General features: G+C 69.8%; 18 protein-coding genes. 9 read left to right on the top strand and 9 right to left on the bottom strand.

Annotated elements, in window-relative coordinates; genetic code table 11:
- Positions 1-47: 47 nt before the first annotated feature.
- From ACFUN8_RS22245 to ACFUN8_RS22230, 4 genes are all read right to left on the bottom strand, one after another.
- Positions 48-638, bottom strand: a complete 591-nt coding sequence (locus ACFUN8_RS22245) for a malonic semialdehyde reductase (protein WP_383640288.1) — start codon at positions 636-638, stop codon at positions 48-50.
- Between the two features lie 225 nt (positions 639-863).
- A complete protein-coding gene (locus tag ACFUN8_RS22240; protein WP_383640285.1) occupies positions 864-1,115 on the bottom strand; it encodes an exodeoxyribonuclease VII small subunit in 252 nt (83 codons plus the stop codon).
- A gap of 111 nt (positions 1,116-1,226) precedes the next feature.
- Positions 1,227-2,435 (bottom strand): exodeoxyribonuclease VII large subunit, encoded by a 1,209-nt coding sequence (gene xseA, locus ACFUN8_RS22235; protein ID WP_383640282.1) that lies wholly within the window; start codon positions 2,433-2,435, stop codon positions 1,227-1,229.
- Positions 2,436-2,510: 75 nt separating this feature from the next.
- Positions 2,511-3,980 (bottom strand): APC family permease, encoded by a 1,470-nt coding sequence (locus tag ACFUN8_RS22230; RefSeq protein ID WP_383640279.1) that lies wholly within the window; start codon positions 3,978-3,980, stop codon positions 2,511-2,513.
- A gap of 85 nt (positions 3,981-4,065) precedes the next feature.
- Here ACFUN8_RS22230 and ACFUN8_RS22225 point away from each other — a divergent pair, with 85 nt between their 5' ends.
- Positions 4,066-5,094 carry a 4-hydroxy-3-methylbut-2-enyl diphosphate reductase gene (locus ACFUN8_RS22225; RefSeq protein ID WP_383640276.1) on the top strand — a complete coding sequence of 343 codons (1,029 nt, stop codon included), beginning with the start codon at positions 4,066-4,068 and terminating at the stop codon, positions 5,092-5,094.
- 34 nt (positions 5,095-5,128) lie between these two features.
- Positions 5,129-5,866, top strand: coding sequence for a polyphosphate--glucose phosphotransferase (ppgK, locus tag ACFUN8_RS22220; RefSeq protein WP_383640273.1), 738 nt, complete (start codon positions 5,129-5,131; stop codon positions 5,864-5,866).
- Between the two features lie 109 nt (positions 5,867-5,975).
- Here the strand turns inward: ppgK and ACFUN8_RS22215 are convergent, their stop codons facing one another.
- Complete coding sequence (locus ACFUN8_RS22215) at positions 5,976-6,503, bottom strand: DUF6542 domain-containing protein (protein WP_383640297.1); 528 nt, start codon at positions 6,501-6,503, stop codon at positions 5,976-5,978.
- 352 nt (positions 6,504-6,855) lie between these two features.
- Here ACFUN8_RS22215 and ychF point away from each other — a divergent pair, with 352 nt between their 5' ends.
- From ychF to ACFUN8_RS22180, 7 genes are all read left to right on the top strand, one after another.
- Positions 6,856-7,944: a redox-regulated ATPase YchF gene (ychF, locus tag ACFUN8_RS22210; RefSeq protein ID WP_383640270.1), complete on the top strand. Its 1,089-nt coding sequence runs from the start codon at positions 6,856-6,858 to the stop codon at positions 7,942-7,944.
- Between the two features lie 29 nt (positions 7,945-7,973).
- Complete coding sequence (locus ACFUN8_RS22205) at positions 7,974-8,456, top strand: cupin domain-containing protein (protein WP_356584182.1); 483 nt, start codon at positions 7,974-7,976, stop codon at positions 8,454-8,456.
- Positions 8,457-8,633: 177 nt separating this feature from the next.
- Complete coding sequence (locus ACFUN8_RS22200) at positions 8,634-9,386, top strand: GntR family transcriptional regulator (protein ID WP_383640267.1); 753 nt, start codon at positions 8,634-8,636, stop codon at positions 9,384-9,386.
- Between the two features lie 266 nt (positions 9,387-9,652).
- Positions 9,653-9,832: an SPOR domain-containing protein gene (locus ACFUN8_RS22195; protein WP_383640264.1), complete on the top strand. Its 180-nt coding sequence runs from the start codon at positions 9,653-9,655 to the stop codon at positions 9,830-9,832.
- A gap of 65 nt (positions 9,833-9,897) precedes the next feature.
- Entirely contained in the window at positions 9,898-10,317 is a 420-nt protein-coding gene (locus ACFUN8_RS22190) for an NUDIX domain-containing protein (protein WP_382571728.1), read from the top strand.
- Positions 10,318-10,406: 89 nt separating this feature from the next.
- Entirely contained in the window at positions 10,407-10,832 is a 426-nt protein-coding gene (locus tag ACFUN8_RS22185; RefSeq protein ID WP_383640261.1) for an ATP-binding protein, read from the top strand.
- Positions 10,833-10,978: 146 nt separating this feature from the next.
- Positions 10,979-13,537 carry a SpoIIE family protein phosphatase gene (locus ACFUN8_RS22180; RefSeq protein WP_383640258.1) on the top strand — a complete coding sequence of 853 codons (2,559 nt, stop codon included), beginning with the start codon at positions 10,979-10,981 and terminating at the stop codon, positions 13,535-13,537.
- A gap of 95 nt (positions 13,538-13,632) precedes the next feature.
- Here the strand turns inward: ACFUN8_RS22180 and ACFUN8_RS22175 are convergent, their stop codons facing one another.
- From ACFUN8_RS22175 to ACFUN8_RS22160, 4 genes are all read right to left on the bottom strand, one after another.
- Positions 13,633-14,343 (bottom strand): PspA/IM30 family protein, encoded by a 711-nt coding sequence (locus tag ACFUN8_RS22175; protein WP_383640255.1) that lies wholly within the window; start codon positions 14,341-14,343, stop codon positions 13,633-13,635.
- Between the two features lie 41 nt (positions 14,344-14,384).
- Entirely contained in the window at positions 14,385-16,427 is a 2,043-nt protein-coding gene (locus ACFUN8_RS22170; RefSeq protein ID WP_383640294.1) for a TPM domain-containing protein, read from the bottom strand.
- 230 nt (positions 16,428-16,657) lie between these two features.
- Complete coding sequence (locus ACFUN8_RS22165) at positions 16,658-18,151, bottom strand: glucoamylase family protein (RefSeq protein WP_383640252.1); 1,494 nt, start codon at positions 18,149-18,151, stop codon at positions 16,658-16,660.
- Positions 18,152-18,325: 174 nt separating this feature from the next.
- The gene (locus ACFUN8_RS22160) at positions 18,326-20,173 is read right to left on the bottom strand and encodes a glycoside hydrolase (RefSeq protein ID WP_383640249.1); all 1,848 of its coding nucleotides are present in this window, start codon (positions 20,171-20,173) and stop codon (positions 18,326-18,328) included.
- Positions 20,174-20,199 lie beyond the last annotated feature (26 nt).

Below are 20,199 nucleotides of genomic sequence, written 5' to 3'. Positions count from 1 at the left end.
CCCCTGCCGGGGGCGGCGGCCTCGTCGTGTGTGCCGTTCTCCGTGGCTCAGACGGTGGTGATGACCTCGTCGAAGGCCAGGCGCGGGGCGCGCGGGCGGGAGGCGTCCTCGCCGGGCTTGCCGATGTTCACGACCATCAGGGGCGTGTGGTCGCCGTCCAGGAACTCCTTCTGGACGCCGGCGTGGTCGAAGCCGGTCATCGGGCCCGCGGCCAGACCGGCGGCACGGATGCCGACGATGAAGTACGCGGCCTGGAGCGCGGCGTTCATTCCGGCGTTCTGCTCACGCACCGGGCGCTCGGAGAAGAACGCGTCCTTGGCGGCGGGGAACACCGGGAAGAGATGGGGCAGTTCCTCGTGGAACTCGTTGTCCGCGGCGAAGATCGCGACCAGCGGGGCGGTGGACGTCTTGGCCTTGTTGTTGCCGCCCATGTGCTGGACGAGGCGCTCGCGGGCCTCGGCGGAGCGGACCAGGACGACGCGCAGCGGTGTCTGGTTGAAGGCGGTGGGGCCGAACTTCACCAGATCGTAGATCGCCTGAATCTGCTCTTCGGTCACCGGCTCGTCGGTGAACGTGTTGGCGGTGTGGGCCTCGCGGAAGAGGAGATCCTGGGCTGCGGGGTCAAGGACGAAAGACATGGGGGCGTACCTTCCGGGACGGACTGACCGACCAAACGATCGATCAAACGACGTCGCCAACGTACGCCTCGATGTATTAACTTTCAACTAAAACCAGGGCTGTCGTGACTCGCTTCACACACTGTTGATATTCGGGGCGTCCGATCGATCTTCCCGACGGCGGCCGATCTTCCCGGCGGCGGCCGACGGCCGCTTGCTCAGCCCCCGGCCATCAGCCCCGGCCCGTCAGGCCTCGGGGTCGGGATCCGGCGCCGGGTCGGCCAGCGAGGCGTCCAGACGGGCGCGCGCGCCGTCCAGCCAGCGGCGGCAGACCTTGGCCAGCTCCTCGCCGCGCTCCCAGAGGGCCAGCGACTCCTCCAGCGTCGTACCGCCGGTCTCCAGGCGCCGTACGACATCGATCAGCTCGTCCCGTGCCTGCTCGTAGCCGGGCGCGTCCGCGCCGGCGGCCGCTGCTGTCCCGCTGTCCGTCTTGGCCATGTGATCCACCCTATGTGCGGTCTACGACAACGAAATCCGACAACGCGATGCGCGAGGAACCGCGCGAGGAAGCGCGTGCGCGAGTACGGGCCGAACCCCCGTGCCCGCCGCTCATTCGGTGACCCGCACCGTGAACTCGCCCTCCGCCACCCTGGCCCGCAGCTCCTGGTCCGCCGAGACCTCCGCCGCGGCGCGGACCACCGCCCCGTCCGGCCGCTGCAGCACCGCGTATCCCCGCTCCAGCGTCGCCGCCGGCGACAGCGAGACCACCCGCGCCCGGGTGTGCGACAACTCCGAGTCCGCGCGGTCCAGCAGATGCCGCAGCACCCGCCGACTGCGGTCGACCAGCGCGTCGATCTCGCTCTCACGCTCGTCCACCATCCGATGGGGCCGCTCCATCACCGGCCGCGCCAGCGCGTGGGCGAGCCCGCGCTCCTCGCGGTCGAGCAGCCCCTGGACCGTCCGCAGCGCCCGGTCCCGCAGCGCCTGCACCCGGTCCAGCTCCTCACCCACGTCCGGCACGATCCTCTTCGCCGCGTCGGTGGGCGTCGACGCCCGTACGTCCGCGACGAGGTCCAGCAGCGGGGAGTCGGGCTCATGGCCGATCGCCGAGACGACGGGCGTACGGCAGGCGGCCACCGCCCGTACCAACTGCTCGTCCGAGAACGGCAGCAGATCCTCCACGCTGCCTCCGCCGCGCGCCACGACGATCACGTCGACCTCGGGCAGGTCGTCCAGCTCCTTGACCGCCTGGACGACCTGACTCACCGCGTTGACGCCCTGCACGGCGGTGTTGCGCACCTCGAAGCGGACGGCGGGCCAGCGCCGCCGCGCGTTCTCCAGGACGTCCCGTTCGGCCGCCGACGCCCGCCCGCAGACGAGCCCGATCAGCTGGGGCAGAAAGGGCAGCGGCCGCTTGCGGTCGTTGGCGAACAGCCCTTCGGCGCCCAGGGACTTCTTCAACTGCTCCAGCCTGACGAGCAGTTCACCGATGCCGACCGGCTTTATCTCGGTGGCCCGCAGCGACAGCTGCCCCCTGGGCGCGTACCACTCCGGCTTCGCGTGCACCACGACCCGCGCGCCTTCGGACACGACGTCGGCGATCGCGTCGAAGACCTGCCGGTAACAGGTGACGCTCACAGAGATGTCGTACGACGGGTCGCGCAGCGTCAGGAACACGACCCCGGCACCGGGCCTGCGCGACAGCTGCGTGATCTGTCCCTCGACCCAGATGGCGCCGAGCCGGTCGATCCAGCCGCCGATGAGGCGCGACACCTCGCCGACGGGCAGCGGGGTCTCCGCGGACGTGTTGAGAGCCATGCGGTCGAGCGTATCGGCCACCTCCGACAACGCGGCCCACGCCGGAGGGTACGGAGCCGGCTGAACCCTCGGCGCCTATGGCGCCTTCGGCGTCACCGCGCGCCGACGCCACTGGACCACCAGCACCACCAGCCCCACCGCCAGCCAGATCGCGCCCACCACCTGCGCCGTCTCCGATGCCTCCACGATCACCGCGACCAGCACGCCGGCGCCGACCACCGGCAGCACCACATGCGCCATGATCCGTGGCGGGCCTTCCATGCGTCGTACCGCGAACCACCCGACCACCGACGCGTGCAGCAGGATGAACGCCGTCAGCGCCCCGATGTCGACCACCGACACCAGATGGTCGAGCCCGTCGTCGCGCCTGGCCGCCCACACCGCGGCGATCAGCGTCACCACCGCCGCGAGCAGCAGCGCCACGCGCGGCGTCCCCCCGTCCGTACGGGACAGCAGGTGCGGCAGCCGCCGTTCGCGGCCCATCGCGAAGAGCAGCCGTCCGGCGGCCGCCTGTCCCGCCAGCGCGGCGAACGCGGCGCCGATCGCCTTGCTCACCGCGACCAGGTCGTGCAGCCACGTTCCTACGGAGGCGTCCACGGCGTCGTAGAACGCCGACCCCTGCTTGACCGGGTCGGCCGCCAGCTCCGCCGAGCTGAGCGGTTCGAGGAGCGCGACGAGATACGTCTGCGCGATGAACAGGACACCGGCGAGCGCCAGACAGAAGAGGACGGCCCGCGCCACCTTCCGCGAACCACCCGTCACCTCTTCGGCGAACGAGGCGATCGCGTCGAAGCCCAGATACGACAGCACGGCGACCGACACCGCGCTCAGCACCGCCGTCAAGGAGAAGCTCAGGTCGCCGGTGAACGGTGACAGCCAGCCGCGCGTCGCCCCGTCCCGTGCGAGCACCACGATCGCCGACACCACGAACACCATCAGCACCACGATCTCCATCGCGAGGACGAAGAAGCCGACACGCGCGGCCGCCCGTACACCCCAGAGATTGAGCAGCGTGGTGATGACGACGGCGATCCCGGTCCAGATCCACCGGTCGACGGAGGGCACCAGCGCCTCCATCGCGATGCCGGCGAAGAGATACGCCACGGCCGGGATCAGCAGATAGTCGAGCATCGCCATCCACCCGGCGATGAACCCCGGCCCCTCACCGAGGCCCTTGCGCGCGTACGCGAAGACCGAACCGGCCTGCGGCGCGACCCGGATCATCTGCGCGTAACTGAAGGCCGTGAAGGCCATGGCGACGGTCGCGAAGACATAGACGAGCGCCACGGCCCCGTGCGACTTGGCGTCGAGCGTGCCGTACACGCCGACGGGCGCCATGGGTGCGATGAAGAGGAGCCCGTAGACGACAAGGTCACGGAACCCGAGAGTCCGGCGCAGCCCGCCGACGGCGTCGGACCCGCCGCCGCCCCCGTCCGAGCGCACGTCCGGACCGTCCGGACCGTCCGGACGCGGCTTCTTACTGAAGCCGCCGTCACCCGCAAGTGGGTCCGTACCGTCCGCATCGCCCGCACCGCTGTCGGCCATCGCGTCCCTCCGTCGATCACGTAGGCCCAGTCTCGGCCCGACCGGTGATCTTCCGCCTCTTCTGGGCGGCCTTACGATGGTGGGCATGACTGCTACGCCCAGCCCGCCGCCCGCCGCCACCCCGAGTGGAGACGCCACGCGCCGCGCCGGCAAACGCGTCCTGCTCGCCGCGCCCCGTGGTTACTGCGCCGGCGTCGACCGTGCCGTGATCGCCGTGGAGAAGGCCCTGGAGCAGTACGGGGCGCCGATCTATGTCCGCCACGAAATCGTCCACAACAAGTACGTCGTGCAGACCCTTCAAAGGAAGGGCGCGATTTTCGTCGAGGAGACGGCGGAGGTCCCCGAGGGATCGATCGTCATGTTCTCCGCGCACGGCGTGGCCCCCGTCGTCCACGACGAGGCCGCCGACCGCAAGCTCGCCACCATCGACGCGACCTGCCCGCTGGTCACCAAGGTCCACAAGGAAGCCGTCCGCTTCGCGAGCGAGGACTACGACATCCTTCTGATCGGCCACGACGGTCACGAGGAGGTCATCGGCACCTCCGGCGAGGCCCCCGACCACATCACGCTGGTCGACGGACCCGACGATGTCGCCAACGTCGAGGTGCGCGACGAGTCGAAGGTCGTCTGGCTCTCCCAGACCACCCTCTCCGTGGACGAGACGATGGAGACGGTCGACAAGCTCAAGGAGAAGTTCCCGCTGCTCATCGCGCCGCCGAGCGACGACATCTGCTACGCCACGCAGAACCGGCAGATCGCGGTCAAGCAGATGGGCGCCGACGCGGACCTGGTGATTGTCGTCGGGTCGAAGAACTCGTCCAACTCCGTACGCCTGGTCGAGGTCGCCCTCGGCGCGGGCTCCCGCGACGCCCACCTCGTGGACTCCGCCGACGAGATCGACGAGGCGTGGCTGGCAGGCGTCACCACGGTCGGAGTCACCTCCGGCGCGTCCGTCCCCGAGATCCTGGTCGAGGGAGTCCTGGAATGGCTCTCGGGGCACGGCTTCGCGGACGTCGAGATCGTCAAGGCGGCCGAGGAGTCGATCGTCTTCTCGCTGCCGAAGGAACTCCGCCGCGACCTGCGCGCGGAGGCCGCGAGCCTGTCCGAGAAGTAGTTCAGCGTGGTCATCTCCCCGTAACGTTGCGTCCATGAACGTCTTCGGAGTGGACATCGGCGGCTCTGGCATCAAGGGCGCGCCCGTGGACCTGGAGCGCGGCGAGCTGGCAGAGCCGCGCCACAAAGTGCTGACCCCGCAGCCGGCCACGCCCGACGAGGTGGTCGGCTGTGTCGCCGAGGTGGTCGAGCACTTCAGCTGGTCCGGCCCTGTCGGCATCACCTTTCCCGGGGTCGTCACCGGCTCGGTGGTCCGCACGGCCGCGAATGTCGACAAGGGCTGGATCGACCTGGACGCCGGCAAGCTGCTCGGCGACCGGCTGGGCCTGCCCGTGACGATCCTCAACGACGGGGACGCGGCGGGCGTGGCGGAGATGACTTTCGGGGCGGGCAAGGGCCGTCAGGGCACCGTCTTCCTGCTGACCTTCGGTACGGGGATCGGCAGCGCGCTCTTCATCGACGGCAAGCTCGTACCGAACACCGAGCTGGGTCATCTGGAACTGAACGGCCACGACGCGGAGAAGCACGCGTCGACGAAGGCCAAGGAGGACCACGACCTGAGCTGGCACCACTGGGCACACCGGGTGCAGAAGTATCTGGCGCATATGGAGATGCTGTTCTCGCCGGAGCTGTTCATCATCGGCGGCGGCGTCAGCCGCAAGGCGGACAAGTTCATCCCGCTCATCGAGGGCATCAAGGCGGAGATCGTGCCCGCGGAGCTTCAGAACAACGCGGGCATCGTGGGTGCCGCGATGATGGCCGCGGAGAGCTGAGACGAGTTCAGGGATTCGACGGACTCGACGGACCCGACGGATGCAAGCGCCGGACAGCGGTACCGCTGTTCGGCGCTTGTTCTGTTCGGCGCTTGTTCTTTGTTCGGCGTCAGCCGCGGCGGGCGACCGCCCCGCCGGCGCCGGCCTTGGTCCCCGTACCCGCCTGCGCCCCCGCTGTCGCCTTCGCCCCGGCCGCCGGGCTCGTGCCGGCCCCGCGTGTAGCCACGTCGCGTGCGCGCTGACGGCGGCCCATCTGGCGCAGCTTCCGTACGGAGGCGATGACCCCGGCGACGAGCGTGCCGCCGTACAGCCAGCCCGCCTGCACGGCGAGCGCGGTGACGACGGCCATGGTCTGCCCGCCGAAGCCTCCCGTCCCGCCGGAGATCGGCAGGGTGCCGAAGGCGAAGGCGATCGGCACGCTGATCGGGGCGGTCACCAGATCGGCGGTCCGCACCCAGAGTGCGGTCAACGCGCTGACCGGCAGGAACAGCACCCCGTAGACCAGGGGCTCACCGTCGAACAGCAGCTCGTCCAGGCAGCCGATCACGAACATCGTGGCGGCGGCGAAAAGACCGGCGCCCAGCCCGGTCAGCCGGGGGTTCGGGAGTCTGCGCAGAGTGAGCACGACGGGTGGCACCCGGCGCGTGGTCGGCGCGGGAACCCGGTAGACGGCGGCGGCCTCGGCGACGGCGCCTCGCGGACGGAGAGGGCTCTGCGGCGGCCGCGGCCGGCGCTGGGGGGGGCGTGTCCTGTGCTGCTCCACCGGAACAACCTAGGTCGCGGGGGTGTCGGATACAGGCGATGGACACGCCCTTTGGGCGACCTTGGCGTTGCGTTCGACGGACGCTGGGCGTGTCGCGCCGGAGGATGCCGCCATCTGCCGTACGGACTGCCGTCGGCCGCCGGGCCCGCCCGCCCGTAAACTGGGCGATCGGCCCACGTCCGGGCCGCCCAGGCTCAGCCAGCCCTCACTTCAGGAAGTCGCCAACGTGTCGCTCACGATCGGAATCGTCGGTCTGCCGAATGTCGGCAAGTCGACCCTGTTCAACGCCCTGACCAAGAACGACGTGCTGGCGGCCAACTACCCGTTCGCCACGATCGAGCCCAACGTCGGCGTCGTCGGCGTCCCCGACCCGCGCCTGGCCGTCCTCGCCAAGATCTTCGACTCGCAGAAGATCCTCCCCGCGACGGTCGACTTCGTGGACATCGCGGGCATCGTGCGCGGCGCGTCGGAGGGCGAGGGCTTGGGCAACAAGTTCCTCGCGAACATCCGTGAGTCCGACGCGATCTGCCAGGTCATCAGGGCCTTCAAGGACGAGAACGTCGTGCACGTCGACGGCAAGGTCTCGCCGAAGGACGACATCGAGACGATCAACACCGAGCTGATCCTCGCCGACCTCCAGTCGGTCGAGAAGGCCGTCCCGCGGCTGACCAAGGAGTCCCGCCTCCAGAAGGAGAAGGTCGCCGTCCTGGCGGCGGTCGAGGAGGCACAGAAGATCCTCGAAGCCGGTACGACTCTCTTCGCCGCGGGCATCTCGGCGGGCACGGAGAAGGGCAGGCTCCTGCACGAGCTGCACCTGCTCACCACCAAGCCCTTCCTCTACGTCTTCAACGTCGACGAGGACGAACTGGTCGACGAGGACTTCAAGAACGAACAGCGTGCCCTCGTCGCCCCGGCCGAGGCGATCTTCCTGAACGCCAAGATCGAGTCCGAACTGATCGAACTGGACGACGACGAGGCACTGGAACTGCTCCAGTCCATGGGCCAGGACGAGCCCGGCCTCGCCACCCTCGGCCGCGTCGGCTTCGCGACCCTGGGCCTCCAGACCTACCTCACGGCAGGCCCGAAGGAGACCCGCGCCTGGACGATCAAGCAGGGCGCCACGGCCCCCGAGGCGGCCGGCGTGATCCACACCGACTTCCAGAAGGGCTTCATCAAGGCGGAGGTCATCTCCTTCGCCGACCTGGTGGAGGCGGGCTCGGTCGCCGAGTCCCGCGCCAAGGGCAAGGCCCGCATGGAGGGCAAGGACTACGTGATGCAGGACGGCGACGTGGTCGAATTCCGCTTCAACGTCTGACCGGCGTCCTCGAACCGAACGGATGGCACATGTCGTATCCGGAACCCCGGCACCACGGTGACAAGGGCGAGGTCAACGCGGTGTTCCGGCCCGCGAGTACCCCCGCCGACGTGCGCTCGCCGTCGGGCGCCGAGACGCACTTCGTGGCGTCCAGTGTGTCGACCGGCGGGGAGTTCGGGCTCTACCGGATGGACATGGTGCCCAGGGGCGGGGGCCCGAGCACTCATTTCCACAAGACGATCTCGGAGTCGTTCTACATCCTGGAGGGCACCGTCCGGCTGTACGACGGTGAGCGCTGGATCGACGCCGAGAAGGGCGACTTCCTCTATGTGCCGCCGGGCGGGCTGCACGGTTTTCGTAACGACTCCGACGCGCCCGCCTCCACGCTCATCCTGTTCGCGCCGGGGGCACCGCGTGAGGAGTACTTCGAGAAGGTCTCCACGGTCGGGCGGATGACGGACGAGGAGCGCACGGCGTTCTTCATCAAGCACGACACCTACTGGGTGGACTGACGGACGCCGTCCAACGGGCCTTGCCGGTCGAGCCGTTGCCGGCGGAGCCGAAGCTGCGGCAAAGTCCCTGCGTAAACCCCTAGTCATTACTTCGGGTGAAGCCATGGCCCATGCTTGCGGTCAACAACCAACGGTTGCCAGGGTGTTGCTGTCTGTCAACCTGTTGGGAGTGGCCCTGTGGCATTCGGTGAGCAGCCGGCCTATCTGCGTGTCGCCAGTGATCTTCGGCGGAAGATCATCGATGGTGCTCTGCCGCCGCACACCCGACTGCCGTCGCAGGCCCGTATCCGCGAGGAGTACGGGGTCTCGGACACGGTCGCTCTCGAAGCGCGCAAGGTGCTGATGGCCGAAGGTCTCGTCGAGGGTCGTTCCGGGTCGGGCACCTACGTCCGGGAGAAGCCCGTCCCGCGCCGTATCGCCCGTTCCGGCTACCGGCTGCCGTCCGGTGCCAACCCCTTCCGGCAGGAGCAGACCGAGGACGGGGTGCGCGGTACGTGGGAGTCGAGCAGTGACCGGGACGAGGTGGCGCCGGAGATCGCCACGCGGCTCGGGATACAACCGGGCGACCCCGCCATGCGCACGCGCTACGTCTTCCGGGACGCGGGGGAGCCGATGATGCTCTCCACCTCCTGGGAGCCGCTGGAGGTCACGGGGCGCACGCCGGTGATGCTTCCCGAGGAGGGGCCGCTCGGCGGGTGCGGCGTCGTGGAGCGGATGGCGGCCATCGGTGTCGTGGTGGACAACGTGGTGGAGGAGGTCGGCGCGCGCCCGGGGCTGGCGGAGGAGCTCCTGTCGCTCGGCGGAGTGCCCGGCCATGTCGTGATGGTCCTGGAGCGGACCTACTACGCGTCCGGCCGCGCCGTGGAGACGGCGGACATGGTCGTTCCGGCCGACCGCTACCGCATCGCCTATCACCTTCCGGTCAGATGACGGTCCGCTGAGGACCGGCTGACCGAAGCGTCGCCCCATCCGCCCGGGGTGGCGATGTACCTCCCCAACAGGGCGTCAGGCAAGGGGAGATGACAGGCGTTCACACGTCCGCGCCCTCGGAACCCCGAATCTTCTTGGCCAGATGTGTACCTCTTTGTGCAAACCCGCATCCGCTGAGTGAAGGTCAGGCGTAGGCTCGGGCATATGCGGATTGGGGTTTCCAGGAGGTCGTCCGAGTGGTGCGGGCCGTTGGTGGGAGGGGCACGATGACCGACAGCGGTGCTGTGCTGCCCTGGCTGGTCATACGTCAGGACGACAACGGAAACCGGTATCGCGTGGGCAGGTACGCCACGAAGGACGAGGCGCAGAAGACGGTCGACAGTCTCGACGCCAAGGGCCCCAAGCAGCTCTACTGGGTCGAGCGCCTGCAGCAGACCACCCGCTGACCTCACCGGTCGGCGGCGGTGCCCCTCGTGGGGAGCGCTCCGTCCATCACGTTACGCTCCGGCACATGAGTGACGGCGGAGCTGCAACGGTCTTGATCGACACGGTCGCATGGGTCCGAGTGGAGCAGGGCCGGATCCTCTGCGCACGTTCCCGCGGGAAGGATGTCTTCTACATCCCCGGCGGCAAGCGCGAAGGCGCGGAGACCGATCTGGAGACCCTGCTGCGCGAGGTCGAGGAAGAACTGGCTGTGGCCGTCCTTCCGGCCACAGCGACCCATCTGGGCACGTACGAGGCCCAGGCCCACGGTCAGCCCGACGGCGTCCTCGTCCGGATGAGTTGCTACTCCGGCGACTACCGGGGTACGCCGGCTGCCAGCAACGAGATCGAGGAGATCCGCTGGCTCTCCTACGCCGACCGGGGCCGCGTGGCCCCCGTCGACCAGCTTCTCTTCGACGACCTCAGGGCGTCGGGCGAGCTGACATGAGCCTCCGTCAAGATAGATCTTCTCGGATTACGGGTATGTGCTGATTAACCCCCCTATAAAGGGCATGGGCCTGCTGTCAGTCTGGGGAAGTGGTCGGCTTGATCGAGGCGGAGAGCACCTACGCCGAGTGGACCTTCCCTGCCGAGCCGGATGCCGTACGCACCGCACGCCACGCGGTACGCGACACCCTCCGCGCCTGGCGGCTCGACCACTCCGTTCGCGATACGGCCGTCCTGCTGGTCAGTGAACTGGTCACCAATTCCCTGCAGTACACACCGGGGCCGATCGGTGTCAGGCTGGCTGTCGTCCCCGTAGGCCCTGCGGACCTCACCGGTACCGCGCTGCTGGTGGAGGTGTCCGATCCACTCCCCGATCCGCCGACCGCACGGTCTCCCGGCCCCGATGACGAAGGGGGCCGTGGGCTCCAGCTCGTCGCCTGCTCCGCACGACGCTGGGGTACACGCCGGGGGAATACGGGTAAGACGGTGTGGTTCGAGCTGCCGCTCCCTGGTTAGGAGTGTGGAGGGACGACGATCACGTGGGTCTCGGCTCAAAAAGAACGAGACTGTGCTGTGATCGTGAACGCCGTACCGGTCAGGGCCGTAGTGCTGAATACTGCGGGGATGGCCGGTCCGGTGCGTGAGCTGGAGGGGACGGTCGCGTGAGCGAGATACCTGGAACGGCGGACGACGTCGTGTGGCAGAGCAGTCCGCCCGGCTCGATCTATGACTACATAAGGGTCGCTTCCTTCTCGATCGGCCCCGACGGGCTGGTCGACCAGTGGAGTCTGCGGGCCGCTGAGCTGTTCGGGGTCACCCCCGAAGAGGTCAGGGGCAAGGACCCGGTCGAGGTGTTCGTGCCCTCCGAGCTGCGTACGCGAGGTCACGGCAAGGTCGCCGAGATCCTCGACGGCAAGGAGTGGACCGGGCTCGTCCCGTTCCAGGTGCCCGGCGAACGTGGGCTTCACGGCCTCGCCGAGGTCTATGTGATGCCCAGCGAGACCGAGAACGGCGAACGGGCCGCGCTCTGCATCGTCGTGGACGTCCGCGCACTGCGCCAGATCGAGACTGAACTCGCCTCTTCGCAGGCCATTTTCGGCCAATCTCCCTTTGGCTTCGTGCTGTTCGGTCCGGACCTCACCGTCCAGCGGGCCAACCAGCGCTTCGCCGCGGTCTTCGGCGGCGCGGCGGACGACCACCGCGGACGTACGGTCCACGACTATCTCTCCCGCCCCGAGGCGGATCGGCTGAACGCCTCCCTCAAGCGGGTCCTGGAGACCGGCGAATCCGCCACCGACATCCAGATAGTCGGCGTCGCCCCCGGTGGCAAGGAGCGCCGGCACTGGTCGGTCAACCTGTACCGCGTGCTCAGCGGAGCCGGCCGCACCATCGGGGTCGCCGGGCTCGGCAGCGACGTCACACGCCGTCAGATCGCCGCCCGTGAGGCCGCGAGCGCCCGCCGCAACCTCGCGATCCTTAACGAGGCGAGCGCCCGAATAGGCAACTCCCTCGACCTGGAGACCACCGCCAGGGAACTCCTCGACGTCGCCGTCCCCGGCTTCTGCGACCTCGCGTCCGTCGACCTCTACCAGGGGCTGCTCACCGGAGAGGAGGCCCCGCCCGGACGTGGCGGCTCCTCCGGCTCCGAGTCCGGCGGTGGCAGCGCCACCCTGCGACGCGTCGCCGTCGCCAGCGCCGTCGCCGACGCGCCCCTGCTCGGCGCCGACCTGATGGGCGAAGACGCGGTCGAGCCTCCCGCGGCCGGCGCCGTCCACCGATACCCCTTCAACTCGCCCTGCGCGAACGCCCTGCGCACCGCCCGGGTCCAGACCGTGCCCGGCGGACCCGGCAGCCTCATCCAGTCCACCTTCGCCGTACCGATGGTCGCGCACGACACCGTCGTCGGACTCGCCCAGTTCTCCAGGACCAAGGGCAGCGAGCCCTTCGGGGAACGGGACCGGGCCCTCGCCGTGGAACTCGCCGCTCGCGCCGCCGTCTGTATCGACAACGCCCGCCTCTATCGCAGGGAACACGAACGCGCGCTGATCCTGCAGCGCAGTCTGCTCCCACCGGGCGACCCCGAGGCCGCCGGCCTGGACATCGCCTGCCGCTATCTGCCGGGCAACACCGCCACCGAGGTCGGCGGTGACTGGTTCGACGTCATCGAACTGCCGGGTCACCGGACCGCGCTGGTCGTCGGCGACGTCATGGGGCGGGGGTTGCGCGCCGCCGTCGCCATGGGTGAACTGCGCACGGCCGTACGCACCCTGGCACTCCTCGACCTGGAACCCGCCGAGGTCCTGTCCGCACTGGACGAGATCGCCCGTGGCCTCGGCACGCCGAGCGGTGCCCAGCAGGCTTCGCGCGTCGCCCACAAGTCGCGGGACGCCGACCTCTCCGAGGTGTATCTCGCGACCTGTGTCTACGCCGTCTACGACCCGGTCACCCGCCGCTGCACCTTCGCCAACGCCGGACACCCCCCTCCGGTGCTCGTCGAACCCGGCGAGGAGGCGCTGCTCCTCGACGTACCGCCGGGGATGCCCCTCGGAGTCGGCGGAGAGCCGTTCGAGCAGGTCGAGGTCGACCTTCCCGAAGACGCACTGCTCGCGCTCTACACGGACGGTCTCGTCGAATCCCGCGACCATCCGATCGACGAAGGGCTGACGGCCTTCCGCCGGGCGCTCACCAACCCCGTACGCCCCCTGGAAGACGTCTGCGACCACGTACTCAACACGCTCGACACCCGGCACGGTGAGGACGACATCGCGCTGCTCATGGCCCGCATCCAGGGGCTGCCCGCCGAGGCCGTCGGCGACTGGCAACTGCCGCGCGAGCCACGCTCCGTCGGCCGCGCCCGCGAGATGGCCCGCGCCCAGCTCCACTCCTGGGGCCTCGAACCACTGGTGGACACCGTCGAACTGCTCGTCAGCGAGCTGGTCACCAACGCGATGCGCTACGGCGAGGGCGAGATCAGGCTGCGGCTGCTCCGCGACCGCACACTCGTCTGCGAGGTGTGGGACGCGGGCCTCGTACAGCCGCGCAGGCGACGAGCGCGCGACACCGACGAGGGCGGGCGTGGACTCCAGCTTGTCGGGCTGCTCAGTGCGGCCTGGGGATCGCGGCGCACCCCGCGTGGCAAAACCGTCTGGTTCGAACTCGCCCTGCCCGACGGGGACTCGACGACGGAACCCACCGTCGAACAACTCCTCAGCATGTTCTGACCCCGGACCGTCCTCTCCGGTCGGCCCACACGAACGGGCCGGCCGGACCGGGCCCACCGCGCCCCTCTGCTGTGACAGCGGCAGCGGCGTGGGAGTCAGGCGCTCTTCAGCGCGGCCAGCCGCGCCTCGACCTCCGCCGTGTCCCCAAGGCTCTCCAACTGCTCGAACTGGGCGTCCAGCGACGAGTCGGCCAGCTCCTGCTTGCCCATCGCTCTGGCCTCCTCCCGCCGCACCTTCTCCTCGAACCGGCCCAGTTCGCTCGTCGGATCCAGCACATTGATGTTCTTGACCGCGTCCATCATCTGATTCCGCGCCTGAGCCGACTTGGACCGGGCCACCAACTCGTCGCGCTTCGAGTGCAACTGCGTCAGCTTGGCCTTCATCTGGTCCAGCCCGGCCTTGAGCTTCGCGACGACCTCCGTCTGGGACGCGATCGTGGGCTCGGCCGTCTTCGCCTCGCTCTCCGACTGGAGCTGACGGCCGAGCGCCACCTTGGCCAGGCTGTCGAACTTGTCCCCGTCCTCGCTCCGCCCGCCCGCGCGCAGTTCGTCGGCCTTCCTGCTCGCGGCCAGGGCCTTCTCGCCCCACTCCCGGGCCGCGTCCACATCCTCCTGGTGGTCCAGCTCCAGCAGGCGCAGATTCCCGATCGTGGCCGCCACCGCCTCCTCCGCCTCCGCGATGTTGTTCGTGTAGTCGCGGATGAGCTGGTCGAGCATCTTCTGCGGATCCTCGGCCTGATCCAGCAATTCGTTGATATTGGCCTTCGCCAGCTGCGCGACACGGCCGAGAATGGTCTGCTTCGTCATCGTGCTGCTCCTTCTTCGCCTGGTGGACAAGGGGAATCGCGTCAGAACCGGCCGCCCCCATCCATCCGGCCGCGAGTGCCACCGCCGCCGAAACTGCCAGGACCAGCGCCACGGCCACCCCCATGACCTCCGCCGAAACCCCCGCCAAAGCTCCCACCCCCACCACGTCCGCCTCCGCCGCCGAACAGGCCGCCGAGGATGATTCCGCCGAGCACGGCACCGCCGAGCCCATTTCCTGCTCCTGATACACCGCCGGGGCCGGACCGGTTCCCGAACGACCGCACATCCTGCTCGGCGAGGCTCTGCGCCTGCCTGGCCAGGCCGTCCGCGTGCTGGGCCTCGGCCAGCGCACCCTGCGCGTCGCCCAGCTCCGTCAGCGTCCCGGCCTGATCGAGCCGCCGCTGCGCCTCCACCAGCCGGGTGCGGGCCTCGCTGCCCACCGCCCCGCGATGTGTCGAGATGTAGTCCGCCGCCGCGCCGATCGCCGAGCGGGCGCCGAGCATCGCCTGATCGAGCAGCGCCCGCGCCCGGCGTCCACCCACTTCGCGCTCGCGCGCGCCCGCGAGGGCTTCGTCCAGCACCGCGTCCGCCTCCTCGACCCTGCGCAGGGCGTCGATCGGGTCGTACGGCCCGGCATCCTGCTCCTGCCGCACGTCGGCGACCACTGCCTCGGCACGTGCGATCCGGCCCTGGAGATCGGCCGTGGACGTACCTTCCGCCGTGCCTTCGAGCAGGCCGCGCGCGTCCGCCAGGTCGGTCTCCGTCTCGGTCAGCGAGCCGGGGAGTTTGCCGGCGGCCTCGGCGAGTTCGAGTGCGCGCCGCTCCACCGCCTCGACCAGCGTCGTGGCCTGGCCCACGGCGCTCTCCATCGCCCGTACATGCACCGCCGCGCGGCCGTTGTCGCCCGCCTCGATCGAGCGCCGGGCGTCCCCCAGATTCGTCGTGGCGAACACCAAACGGTCGTCGGCCTGTTCGACGGCGCTCCTGACCGGGGCCGATGCCGATTCCGCGTACCGCTCGCGCATCGCGGCGAGCGTGGCATCGGCCGTGACGGTCCTGCCGGTCAGCTCCCGGAACGCGGCCTCGGCGGCTGCCAGCGCCTCCGGGGCGTTGCGCTCCATGGCCCGCAGCCGGTCGAAGTCCGCCGACTCGGCGTCCAGTCGGCTGTTGGCGTCCGTACACCGGGCGACGATCTCGTCCAGCATGCGACGCCTGGTGTTCTCGTCCTCCGGGAACGCGTCGTCGAGCTGCTGCCGCAGCCGGAAGGCGGCCGCCAGCTCGCCCTTCGCGTATGCCACGGCGTCTTGGAAAGGCTGTGCCGCTTCCTCACCGAACTGTGCTGTGGCGAAGCCGAGTTCCTCCTGGCTGGTGCGCACGGCGTCGTCCGTGTCGACGAGGGCCACTCCCGCCCGCAGGTCGAGCTCCGGCAGTGGAGTCTGCGCCGGCCGCCCCGGATCTCCCCAGCCTTCCTGCCCGCCTTTCGGCGTCGTACGGGTCGAGGCCCGGCGCCCGCGCTTGATGTACGCGTACACGGCGAGGGCCACTACGGCGCCCACCAGGACGACAGGAAGGACGAGAGCGCTGCCCGCCCTGTTGGAGGACGCCTCTCCGTCGGGGTCCGCCGGGCCGGGCGTGACGGCGGGTGTCGGAACGGGTGAGCCGGCCGCGGTCGCCCTGTAGCCGTTCGCCGCTCCGATCGCCGCGCCCGCCCAGTCGTTCTGCCGGAGAGCCGGTTCGACGGCGGTCCGCGCCACTTCGGCGAGCTGGCCCTCCGTAAGAGGAGCGTCGGCCGCGGCGGAGTACGCGTACTGCCGGTCATGGGTGGCGACAGCGAGCAGGATGTCGTCGCGGCCGAGACCGCTGCGTTCGGCGGTCGCGTCGGCCCAGCTCTGCCCGGACCTGCCGGAGAAATCACGCACATAGGCGACGAAGAGCTGGATGCGGCTGTCGCTGTCCAGCCGGTCGAGGGACGCGGTCACCGCACCCACCCGGCCGTCGAGGGCACCGACCTTGTCGGTGATCTGTCCCTGACGCGAAAGAGTCAGCGGATCCTCCGCACGGGCTTCCGGCAAGAGGGCGGGCATCAGCAGCCAGCCGGCCGTCACCAGCAGGGCCAGGAGACTCCGGCCGACTGTACGAGTCCGGTTACGGCTTACGATCCGCGTCACATTTGGGAGGCTATGTCCCACCTTGGTGGTCCGCGACCGGACGATGCGCGGCCTGTGGAGGCGTGGGAAGCGACGGGCTCAGGTCCCGTTTCGACCGGCGCCGCACACGGGGCGGCGCCGGTCGGCCCAGGGATCCGGGGCGGGAATCAGATGCTGAAGCGTTCCTTGGCCAGCATCGGACGGATACGCGAGGCGAAACCGCCGGTGCGGAACGGGCGCTGCAGCAGACCCGGGCGGAGCTCCTGTGCGAGAGCGGCGGCGATCATGCCCTGGTCCAGGGCGAGAGCGGAGCCGCTGACGTGTCCGGTCCCCACATTGACCGAGTCCCGGAAGCCGTAGCCGTCGTCGTACGCGCCGAAGTCGTCCGCGATCGCCTTGAGATTGGCGAGGGCCTCCGACCGCGCGTAGGGGAGGGCGAGGAACGAGGCGTGCGGGGTCACGACGCCGTTGGTGTAGGCGGACGCGGGCGGCAGCGGCTCACCGTGCGTGACATAGGTACGGTCGGTGTTGGAGGCGTATCCGTCGATGTTCATGCCGATCGCGTCCACGCCGTACTCCTGGTAACCGCCTTCGGGCACCTCGGAGGGGGAGAATCCCCAGTAGCCGTACTCCGCCTCTTCCAAGCCGTGCTCGATCTGGGAGCGGACGAAGCGCCGGTGGGTGGTGCCCCACGAGCGGGGGGACCACTCGGGCTCGGGCACGAACAGCGGCACCATCAGGGCTTCGAACATCGAGCCGCCCCAGGTCGGGACCAGCTTGCGGCCCCGATAGGTGTAGTGCCCCTGCCAGAGCCGGACGCCGTCGACGGCGTCGTACGCCCCGCCGGGCGGCTGCTCCTGACCGTGCTCGGGAAGCATCGTGCGGAACATGTGCCAGTAGTGGTCCGAGGGAATGCTGCCGTCGGCGATACCCAGGTAACTGGCCATGCGCGGCTCGGTGTTGAGCGCTCCGTAGTGGTGGGCCGTCGGCTCGCCGGTGTCGGTCCAGAAACCGCCGCGGAGCTGGCCGGGGCCTGCCACGGGATCCGCCGCGTCGTACGGCGTGTAGAAGTACGACCAGTCGGCGGTGGCCAGCAGTTTGCCGATCCGGCGGCGCAGCCGGCTGTCCGCGTCGGCGGCGATGAGCAGGCCCGTCACCAGCCACGCGTTGTCGACGGACGAGAGGAAGGGACGGACCGGGTCGCCGGTGCCCGGCCAGTTGGTGAGCACCGAGCCGTCGTGGGCGTCGTACCAGTTGAGCCAGAAGCCGTGATGACGTTCGAGCTTCTCGACGGCCGTGACGGTCAGGTCGAGTCGGCGGCGCAGGGTGTCCTGGTCGATGACGCCGAGTCCGGCGGCGGCGACGGTGGACCAGATCCCGCAGCCGATATTGGTCGGCGAGGTGTTCTGCGAGGGGACGGGCCCGCCCGGCGCGTCGAGGTCGATCTTGTCGGCGGCGAGACCTATGTCGGTCGTCATCGCCTCGATCGAGTGATACGTGTCGCGGAACCAACGGAGCAGCAGCGGTGTATCAGAGGCATGAACAACACGAGCACGCGACGCGGCTGCGGCCGGCGCGGACACGGCAGTTGTGGTGACGGCTCCGAGGGACAGGGCGGTGGCCCCGGTTCCCGCGGCGGCGAGAAACGTACGACGGTCCATGAGAGTCCAGCTCCCCTTGGCAGATGCGGATTTGTGGCCAGGGCCGGTGCCTGGGCCAGGTCTTTGGCCGCCGCCATGGCCGGAAGTATGTCCGGAGGTCCGGCCATGGCGGCGGTGCTGGCACGGGGGCCGACGGCGGTCAGGTGCCGCCGGCCCCCGGGACTGTGGGGGGAATCAGGTGCGGGTGAGGCGCAGGAATCGGATGCCCGGGTTGGGCAGCGGGACGGTCAGCGTCGCCATGCCCGCGTCGTCGGCGACCACGGGTGCGAGGGGCTCCACGGGCAGCTCGTCCGCGGACCGCAGCTTCGCCCACTGGGGGTCGTCGGGCCAGTCGCCGCCGCCGAGGTCGTTCCAGACGGCCTGGATGTTGGAGTGCTGCTCGTCGACCCGGCGGGAGAGGGTGGTGTAGTCGGCTCCCGGCTCAAGTCCCTTGACCTGGACGGTCGCCGTGCGGTTCAGCGGCGCGGAGCCGTCGATCTTGGACTGGTCGAGCGTGCCGTTCCAGAGCAGGACGTCGACGGTGGAGCCTTCGTCGGCGCGGGTGGCCAGGGACTCCACGAGCGCCTCGGCGCCGTCGCCGCTCACCGCTGCGGGGATCCGCCCACCGGTCAGCTGGGAGAGGAGATACAGCGCCCAGAAGCGTGGCTTGCGGAGATTGCCGACCGTGAGCAGACCGAATCCGCCGTGGAAGAGACGGGGCGGCCAGCCCAGCTCCTCGAACTGGTCCGAGGCGACCCAGTAGGCGAGCGCGTCGGTGGACGACAGAGCGCTCTTCATACCGCGCAGGACGAACGGGGCGGCGAAGACGGAGTCGCTGACCCGATGGAAATGGGTGGGGGTGACACCCCACTCCGTCCACAGGATCTCCGGCTCCGGCCGGCCGGTCGCTTCCGCGAAGGCGCGGGTCATCGGACGGAAGTCCAGGGGAGCGTTGCCGTAGGTGTGAGTGGAGATGAAGTCGACGGGGACGTCGCGCTCCTGGCAGTACTCGAGGAGGGCGCCGACCCAGCCGGCGGCGGCGGAGGACGGGCCGCCGACCTTGATCCGTTCGTCGACACCCTTCACGGCGCGGGCGGCGACTTCGTAGAGCCGGTGGTAGTCGTCCTGGGTGCCGTTCCAGAAGACCTCCAGATTGGCCTCGTTCCAGACCTCGAACTCCCAGCCGGCGACGGTGTCTCTGCCGTATCTGTCCTGGAGGTGGACGGTCACCTCGCGGCAGAGGTCGCCCCAGTGCTCCCACACGGCGGGCTTGGACACCAGCGCCCGGTAGTCGAAGACCGTGTAGTCCGGGTCGGCGGCGAGTTCCTTGGGCATGAAGGAGAGTTCGACGACGGGCCGGAGTCCGGTGGCCAGGAAGCGGTCGTAGACCTCGTCCAGGCCGGAGAAGTCGAAGGAGCCGTCCGGCTGGACGGTCAGTGTCTCCGGGAGGAAGGTGCCATGCGCCCGGACGGAGCGGACGCCGATCTCGTCGCGGACGATCCCCAGGGCCTGGGCGTACTCCTTCGCGACGTCCGAACCGCCCGCACCCGGCCTGTCCCAGGTCAGCAGGGAGAAGTGCTCGGCGCCGATCATCCTGTTCCAGACCCCGGGCAGGGGAGTGGCGGGTGCCGCCGCGTTCACCGTGACGGTGACCGGGGCTGGGCTGGAGCCGGCGGCCTTGGCGCAGCCGGGGGCCGCCTCGGAGAGGGCGCCGGCTCCGCTGTCGGACCAGGTGGCGACCTTGTAGAAGTAGCCGCGGCCCGGCTCGGCGAGGGTGTCGGCGTACGGGGGATGGGGCACGGCGAGTACATCGCCGCCGAGGTGGTCGAGCGGTTCGTAGGGGCCGTCGACGGAGTCGGCGCGGTGTACGAGATATCCGAGCGCGCCCGCCACCGGCTGCCAGGTCAGCCGCACATGGCCGGTGCCGTCCTCGGCGGACAGGCCGCCGGGGGCGGGGAGTTCCCCGATGCCGGTGAGCCGCTGATCGCTGGGCTTCCCGATACGGGTCTCCCAGTCGGCGCGAGCGGTGGACTTCTCGGTCATGTCGGTACAAACCTTTTCGTCGATGA

This window comes from Streptomyces sp. NPDC057307 (assembly GCF_042667665.1).
Lineage (GTDB): Bacteria > Actinomycetota > Actinomycetes > Streptomycetales > Streptomycetaceae > Streptomyces.
The sequence above is the reverse complement of the archived record's forward strand: the minus strand, read 5'-3'. Positions and strand labels throughout refer to the sequence as shown.